The organism is Flavivirga sp. 57AJ16 (genome assembly GCF_028736925.1).
Lineage (GTDB): Bacteria > Bacteroidota > Bacteroidia > Flavobacteriales > Flavobacteriaceae > Flavivirga.
In genome coordinates this window covers 1-8,779 of the sequence record NZ_JAQZAT010000034.1, presented here as the reverse complement: position 1 = coordinate 8,779, position 8,779 = coordinate 1, and the positions used below count along the sequence as shown (strand labels likewise).

General features: G+C 34.6%; 4 protein-coding genes. All 4 read right to left on the bottom strand.

The annotated features are described in order from the left end of the window. Positions 1-968, bottom strand: a 968-nt coding sequence (locus tag PQO00_RS20140; protein ID WP_274186654.1) for a leucine-rich repeat domain-containing protein, incomplete at its 3' end; no start/stop codon positions are given. Between the two features lie 499 nt (positions 969-1,467). Continuing rightward, on the bottom strand, positions 1,468-4,077 hold the full coding sequence (locus tag PQO00_RS20135; protein WP_274186653.1) for a leucine-rich repeat protein: 2,610 nt from the start codon (positions 4,075-4,077) through the stop codon (positions 1,468-1,470). A gap of 308 nt (positions 4,078-4,385) precedes the next feature. Then, positions 4,386-6,557: a leucine-rich repeat domain-containing protein gene (locus PQO00_RS20130; protein WP_274186652.1), complete on the bottom strand. Its 2,172-nt coding sequence runs from the start codon at positions 6,555-6,557 to the stop codon at positions 4,386-4,388. Between the two features lie 308 nt (positions 6,558-6,865). Further along, positions 6,866-8,497, bottom strand: a complete 1,632-nt coding sequence (locus PQO00_RS20125) for a leucine-rich repeat domain-containing protein (protein ID WP_274186651.1) — start codon at positions 8,495-8,497, stop codon at positions 6,866-6,868. Positions 8,498-8,779: the final 282 nt, after the last annotated feature.

Sequence of the window (8,779 nt, the reverse complement as noted above, 5' to 3'; positions counted from 1 at the left end):
TCTTCAATAGCAGTGACACGACATGGTATGCCTTGAAAGGGTACTTCTTTGAGTATCTCAATAGCGCCTGTTGCATTTGGAGACTTTATTACTATAGCACTTGTTTCTCCTGTTTTTACATAATTTACATTATCTTGCGTAAACGTTTCTACTGGCCGATCTTGAAAACCGGTCCAACCTGAGTTTATATAATCTTGTTTAAAGCTTTCCGGAACATTTAGATATACAATAGCGCGATTCCCAAAACTGGTGTCTTCAATACTTGCAGGAGTCTCACTTTGAACAATAACTTCTATTAAGGGATTACCACTAAAAGCATAATCGCCAATAGCAGTAACACTCTCTGGAATGGTGACACTTCTTAACCCATTAACACCAAAAGCACCTCGACCAATAGCAGTAACACTCTCTGGAATGGTGACACTTGTTATGCTATTATTTGCAAAAGCCCAGGCACCAATATTCGTGACACTATCCGGAATGGTAACACTTGTTAAAGCATTACCTTGAAAGGTGCCATAATCAATAGCCGTAATATTATCTGAAATGGTAACACTTGTTAAATCATTATTTTCAAAAGCATAAAAACCAATAACAGTGACACTATCTGGAATGGTGACACTTATTAAATTATTATATGCAAAAGCATGACTACCAATTACAGTGACACTATCTGGAATGGTGACACTTGTTAGATTATTATTTTCAAAAGCAAAATAACCAATAGTAGAGACACTATCTGGAATGGTGACACTTGTTAAGTTATTACCTCCAAAAGCAGCATCGCCAATTGCCGTGACACGATATGTTATGCCTTGATAGGTTACTGTTTCTGGTATTGTAATAGCGCCTGTTGCATTTGGCGAATCTTTGATTTCTACAGTGGGTATATCTCCTGTGGAAGTTACCTGGTAGTTTATGTGCTCTATTTCGAAACTGGTTTGCGAAATACTAAAAAGAGGTAACATTAAAAATATTAATACTTGTTAAATGTTTTTTCATGTTTTTAACATTTTAAATTGTATTTCAAATAAATCATAAATATGGCTTGATTTAATAAAAACATGGTAAACAAAAAGTCACCGTTTTATTATTTCTTATGCACACAGGTCATTAGAGCACATCAATAACAATTCGTATAAATGAGCTAAAAAGACATCCTGCAACGGTTCAAGCTTTTTTTGTTAGAAAAAACAAGGGTTGCTATGCTGTTGTTTTTAACCTTATACCATTTCTCATTTAAAACAACCGTAATAAAATGCCCTTTTTTCCTTTCTACTTCAGCACAAAAAGAAACCGTAACTAAGGCTATGCTTTATTTTTCTGTTTCGTTTAAAGAAAAAAATCATCATTTTCTTTTTACAGTAATTTTAAACAAGAACTGGTATTAACAGGTAAAACTTTTTCAATAAAAAAACCGCTTTTAATCATAAAAAAGCGGCTTTTAAAACTAAGTTAATTAGCCACCTACTCAATAATAAACTTCTTGCTCATTGTACCTTTATCGAAACTTAAAACAGCAATATACATCCCGCTGGAGAGCCTATCTATAGCCACTTTATTTGCTGTGCCTTTAAGGATGTTAACACCTAGGATATTATAAATCGCATAGGCTTTTAAATTTGCCTGAGTGCTTTGTATCTTTAAATAAGAATCTTTAAGAATTAAGTGTACAGATGTATTTAAGTCCTTATCTATTGTACCTAACACCTCATCATCTTCAGTTATTGATTTAAAACCTGTCCAACCTGCTGCCTCATAGGCTTCTTTAGTCCCCTCTGGTATTATTAATGCGATTTTTGATCGACTTGAAAATATGTTTGAATAAATTGGGGGTGTTGTGCTTTTTGCGATGACCTTGTCTAAGAAGTCATTATAATAAAAAGCATATTCACCAATAGTAGTAACACTATCTGAAATGACAACACTTGTTAAGGCATTATTAGAAAAAGCAGAATCACCAATAGCAGTAACACTATCTGGAATGACAACACTTGTTAGGGCTGCATTATTTGCAAAAGCAGATTTTCCAATAGAAATAACACTATTGCCAATGGTTACACTTGTTAAGGCATTACCATAAAAAGCCTCATCAGCAATAGAAATGACACTATCTGGAATGACAACACTTGTTAAGGCATTACCATAAAAAGCCTCATCAGCAATAGAAATGACACTATCTGGAATGACAACACTTGTTAAGGCTTTATAAACAAAAGCAGAATCATCAATGGCCTTGACACTACATGATATGCCTTGAAAGGGTACTTCTTTTAGTATTTCGATAGCACCTGTTGCATTTGGTGATATTATTACTATAGCACTTGCTTCTCCTGTTTTTACATAATTTACATTATCTTGCGTAAACATTTCTACAGGCTGATCTTGAAAACCAGTCCAACCCGAGTTTATATAATCCTCTTTTAAGCTTTCCGGAACATTTAGATATACAATAGCGCGATTTCCAAAACTAGTGTCTTCTATACTTGCAGGAGTCTCACTTTGAACAATAACTTCTGTTAAGGGATTTTCTCCAAAAGCGCTACTTCCAATTGCCGTGACACTATCTGGAATGGTGACACTTGTTAAGGCATTACCAAAAAAAGCCCCATAACCAATAGCAGTAACACTATTGCCAATGGTTACACTTGTTAAATCATTATTATAAAAAGCATAATTACCAATAGCAGTGACACTATCTGGAATGGTGACACTTGTTAAATCATTACTATAAAAAACATAATTACCAATAGCAGTGACACTATCCGGAATGGTGACACTTGTTAACCCATTACCAAAAAAAGCCCCATCACCAATAGCCGTGACACGATATGTTGTGCCTTCATGGGTTACTGTTTCTGGTATTGCAATAGCGCCTGTTGCATTTGGTGATGCTTTGATTTTTACTGTGGGGATGTCTCCTGTGGAAGTCACCTGGTAGTTTATATCATCTATTTCAAAGGCAATTATACCTAAGGTAATTGATTTAAAACCTGTCCAACCTGCAGCCTCATAAGCCACTTTAGTCCCCTCTGGTATTATTAATGCGATATCGGATCGATTTGAAAATATGTTTGAATAAATTGGGGGTGTTGTGCTTTTTGCAATGACCTTTTCTAAGGCATTTTCTGCAAAAGCATAATCACCAATAGCAGTAACACTACCTGGAATGGTGACACTTGTTAAGGCATTACTAATAAAAGCTCCATTTCCAATAGCAGTGATACTATTTGGAATGACAACACTTGTTAAGTCATTACCTGCAAAAGCAGAATCATCAATCGCCTTAACACTACACAGTATGCCTTGAAAAGATACTTCTTTTAGTATTTCGATAGCACCTGTTGCTTTTGGTGACCTTATTACCATAGCACTTGTTTCTCCTGTTTTTACATAATTCACATTATCTTGAGTAAACGTTTCTATAGAATGGTCTTGAAAACCAGTCCAACCCGAGTTTATATAATCCTGTTTTAAGCTTTCCGGAACATGTAGATATACAATAGCGCGATTGCCAAAACTAGTGTCTTCTATACTTGCTGGAATAGCACTTTGAACAATAACTTCTGTTAAGGGATTACGACTAAAAGCGCTACCTCCAATTGCCGTGACACTATCTGGAATGGTGACACTTGTTAAGGCATTATCATAAAAAGCATAAGCACCAATTGTCGTGACACTATCTAGAATGGTAACACTTGTTAAGCCATTATAATAAAAAGCCCAATCACCAATAGCAGTAACACTATCTGGAATGGTGACACTTGTTAAGTCATTATAATAAAAAGCATAAGCACCAATTGTCGTGACACTATCTGGAATGATAACACTTGTTAAGGCATTATAATAAAAAGCCCAATCACCAATAGCCGTGACACGATATGTTATGCCTTGATGGGTTACTGTCTCTGGTATTACAATAGCACCTGTTGCAGTTGGTGATGCTTTGATTTCTACAGTGGATATATCTCCTGTGGAAGTCACCTGGTAGTTTATATGCTCTATTTCGAAACTGGTTTGCGAAATACTAAAAAGAGGTAGCATTAAACATAATAATACTTGTAAATGTTTTTTCATGTTTTTAAAATTTTAAATTGTATGTCAAATAAATCATAATATGGTTTGATTTCATACAAAATAGGGCGAACAAAAAGACACGGTTTTATTATTTCTTATGTGTACAGGTAATCAAGGCCTATCAACAACATGGTATAAATGAGCTAAAAAGACATCCTGACGGTTCATGCTTTTTTGTTAAAAAATCAGAGGTTGCTGTATTGTCGGTTTTTAACCATAACAGGTAATGAAGTGATTCAAACTTTTTTAATAAAAAAACCGCTTTTAATCATAAAAAAGCGGTTTTTAAAACTAAGTTAATTAGTCACCTACTCAATAATAAACTTCTTGCTTATTGTACCTTTATCGAAACTTAAAACGGTAATATACATCCCGCTGGAGAGCCTGTCTACAGCGACTTTATCTGCTGTACCCTTAAGCACATTAACGCCTTGCATATTATAAACCGTATAGGCTTTTAAATTTGCCTGAGTGCTTTGTATCTTTAAATAAGAATCTTTAAGAATTAAGTGTACAGATGTATTTAAGTCCTTATCGGTTATACTTAACGTCTCATCATCTTCGGTGATCGATTTAAAACCTGTCCAACCTGCTGCTTCATAGGCTTCTTTAGTGCCCTCTGGTATCATTAATGCGATTTCTGCTCGATTTTCAAATGTTTTTGAATAAATCATGGCTGGTGTTGTACCTTTTGCGATGACCTTGTCTAAGGCATTACCCAAAAAAGCATAAAAACCAATAGTAGTAACACTATCTGGAATGACAACACTTGTTAAAGTATTATTTGCAAAAGCATAATCACCAATAGCAGTAACACTATCTGGAATGGTAACACTTGTTAAGCCATTACCAACAAAAGCCTCATCTCCAATAGAAGTGACACGATATGTTATGCTTTGATGGGTTACTGTTTCTGGTATATCAATAGCGCCTGTTGCAGTTGGTGATTCTTTGATTTCCACAGTAGGCACCCCTTCTGAGGACGTTACCAGATAGTTTATATCATCTATTTCGAAAGTTATTATACCTAACTCCTCATTATCTTCGGTAATTGATTTAAAACCTGTCCAACCTGCTGCTTCATAGGCTTCTTTAGTGCCCTCTGGTATAATTAATTCAATGTTTTCTCGATAAAAAAATACATTTGAATAAATCGTTGCTGGCGTCATGCCTTTTGCCATAACCTTTTCTAATAAGGGATTATATGAAAAAGCATAATTCCCAATAGCAGTAACACTATTGCCAATGGTAACACTTGTTAATTCATTAATACCAAAAGCACCATAACCAATAGCCGTGACACTATCTGGAATGGTGATATTTGTTAAGGTATTTCTACTAAAAGCTTCATCTCCAATAGATGTGATATTATATGGAATGGTAACACTGGTTAAGCCATTATTTCTAAAAGCATAATCAACAATTGCAGTGACATTATATGGTATGCCTTGAAAATGGACTTCTTTGAGTATTTCAATAGCGCCTGTTGCATGTGGTGACATTATTACTATAGCACTTCTTTCTCCTGTTTTTACATAATTCACATTATCTTGAGTAAACATTTCTACAGGCTGATCTTGAAAACCAGTCCAACCCGAGTTTATATAATCCTCTTTTAAGCTTTCCGGAACATTTAGATATACAATAGCACGATTTCCAAAACTAGTATCTTCTATACTTGCAGGAATAGCACTTTGAACAACAACCTCTGTTAAGGGATTTTTTTCAAAAGCAGCAGCACCAATAGCAGTGACACTATTTGGAATGGTGACACTTGTTAAGGCATTATTATAAAAAGCGGTACCGCCAATAGCTGTGACACTATCCGGAATGGTGATACTTGTTAACTCATTATCTTCAAAAGCTCTACTACCAATAGTAGCAACACTATTACCAATGGTAACACTTGTTAAGGCATTTTCTTTAAAAGCAGCAACACCAATTACAGTAACACTATCTGGAATGGTGACACTTGTTAAATTATTATTAGAAAAAGCACCATTACCAATAGCTGTGACACTATTACCAATGGTAACACTTGTTAAGGCATTTTCTTCAAAAGCATACGCTCCAATATAAGTGACACTATCTGGAATGGTGATACTTATTAAATTATTATTAGAAAAAGCATAATTATTAATAGCTGTGACACTATCTGGAATAGTGATACTTGTTAAATCATTATTAGCAAAAGCATTACTACCAATTACAGTGACATTATCTGGAATGGCGACACTTGTTAAAGCATTACCTATAAAAGCAGCTTCTCCAATAGAAATAACACTGTATGTTACGCCTTCATAAGTTACTGTTTCCGGTATATCTATAGCACCTGTTGCTTTTGGTGATTCTTTGATTTCTACTGTGGGTATCCCTCCTGTGGAAGTCACCTGGTAGTTTATATGCTCTATTTCGAATGTTTGCGAAATACTAAAAAGAGGTAGCATTAAAAATATTAATACTTGTAAATGTTTTTTCATGTTTTTAAAATTTTAAATTGTACTTCAAATAAACTATAACATGGTTTGATTTCATACAAAATAGGATGAACAAAAAGACACGGTTTTATTATTTCTTGTGTGTACAGATAATTAAAGCCTATCAACAACATGGTACAAATGCACCCAAAAGACATCCTGCAACGGTTCAGGCTTTTTTGTAAAAAACAAGGGTTGTTGCGTTGTCGGTTTTTAACCTTAACAGGTAATGAAGTGATTTAAACTTTTTCAATAAAAAAACCGCTTTTAATCATAAAAAAGCGGCTTTTAAAACTAAGTTAATTAGTCACCTACTCAATAATAAACTTCTTGCTTATTGTACCTTTATCGAAACTTAAAACTGCAATATACATCCCGCTGGAGAGCCTATCTACAGCGACTTTATCTGCTGTGCCTTTAAGCACATTAATTCCTTGAATATTATAAATCGTATAGGCTTTTAAATTTGCCTGAGTGCTTTGTATCTTTAAATAAGAATCGTTAAGAATTAAGTGTACAGATGTATTTAAGTCCTTATTGGTTATACTTAACGTCTCATCACCTTCGGTAATTGATTTAAAACCTGTCCAACCTGCTGTCTCATACGCTTCTTTAGTACCCTCTGGTATTATTAATGCGATTTCTGCTCGATTTGAAAATATGTTTGAATAAATTGTGGGTGTTGTGCTTTTTGCAATGACCTTGTCTAAGGCATCATTACCTCTAAAAGCATCATCACCAATAGCAGTAACACTATTGCCAATGGTGACACTTGTTAAGGCATTATTAAAAAAAGCAGAATCACCAATAGCAGTAACACTATCTGGAATAACAACACTTGTTAAGTCATTATAAGAAAAAGCATAATCACCAATAGCAGTAACACTATCTGGAATGGTTACACTTGTTAAGTCATTATCTCTAAAAGCAGAATAACCAATAGCAGTAACACCATCTGGAATGGTGACACTTGTTAAATCATTACTATAAAAAACATAATCACCAATAGCAGTAACACTATCTGGAATGACAACACTTGTTAACCCATTACCACCAAAAGCATAATTACCAATAGCCGTGACACTATCTGGAATGGTTACACTTGTTAAGGCATTATCTGCAAAAGCATAATTGCCAATAGCAGTAACACTATCTGGAATGGTTACACTTGTTAAAGCGTTTCTAAAAAAAGCAGAATCACCAATAGCAGTGACACGATATGTTATGTCTTCATGGGTTTCTGTTTCTGGTATTGCAATAGCACCTGTCGCTTTTGGTGACATTATTACTATAGCACTTGTTTCTCCTGTTTTTACATAATTCACATTATCTTGCGTAAACGTTTCTACAGGGTGGTCTTGAAAACCAGTCCAACCCGAGTTTATATAAACCTGTTTTAAGCTTTCCGGAACATTTAGATATATAATATTGCGATTGTCAAAACTAGTGTCCTCTATACTTGCTGGAATAGCACTTTGAACAATAACTTCTGTTAAGGGATTACGACCAAAAGCGTTACCTCCAATTGTCGTGACACTATTGCCAATGGCTACACTTGTTAAGGCATTTTTTTCAAAAGCAAAAGCACCAACTGTCGTGACACTATCCGGAATGGTGACACTTGTTAAGTCATTATAATAAAAAGCAAAAGCACCAATTGTCGTGACACTATCTGGAATGGTGACACTTGTTAAGGCATTACCCATAAAAGCACCATTAAAAGCACCATTACCAATTGCAGTAACACGATATGTTACGCCTTGATGGGTTACTGTTTCTGGTATATCTATAGCACCTGTTGCTTTTGGTGATTCTTTGATTTCTACTGTGGGTATCCCTCCTGTGGAAGTCACCTGGTAGTTTATATGCTCTATTTCGAATGTTTGCGAAATACTAAAAAGAGGTAGCATTAAAAATATTAATACTTGTAAATGTTTTTTCATGTTTTTAGAATTTTAAATTGTATTTCAAATAAACCATAATACGGCCTGATTTAACACAAAATAGGGTGAACAAAAAGACACGGTTTTATTATTTATTATCTGTGCAGAACATTAGAGCACATCAACAACATCGTATAAATGAGCTAAAAAGACATTCTGACGGTTCATGCTTTTTTGTTAAAAAATCAGAGGTTGCTGTATTGTCGGTTTTTAACCATAACAGGTAATGACGTGATTTAAACTTTTTCAATAAAAAAACCGCTTTTAATCATAAAAAAGCGG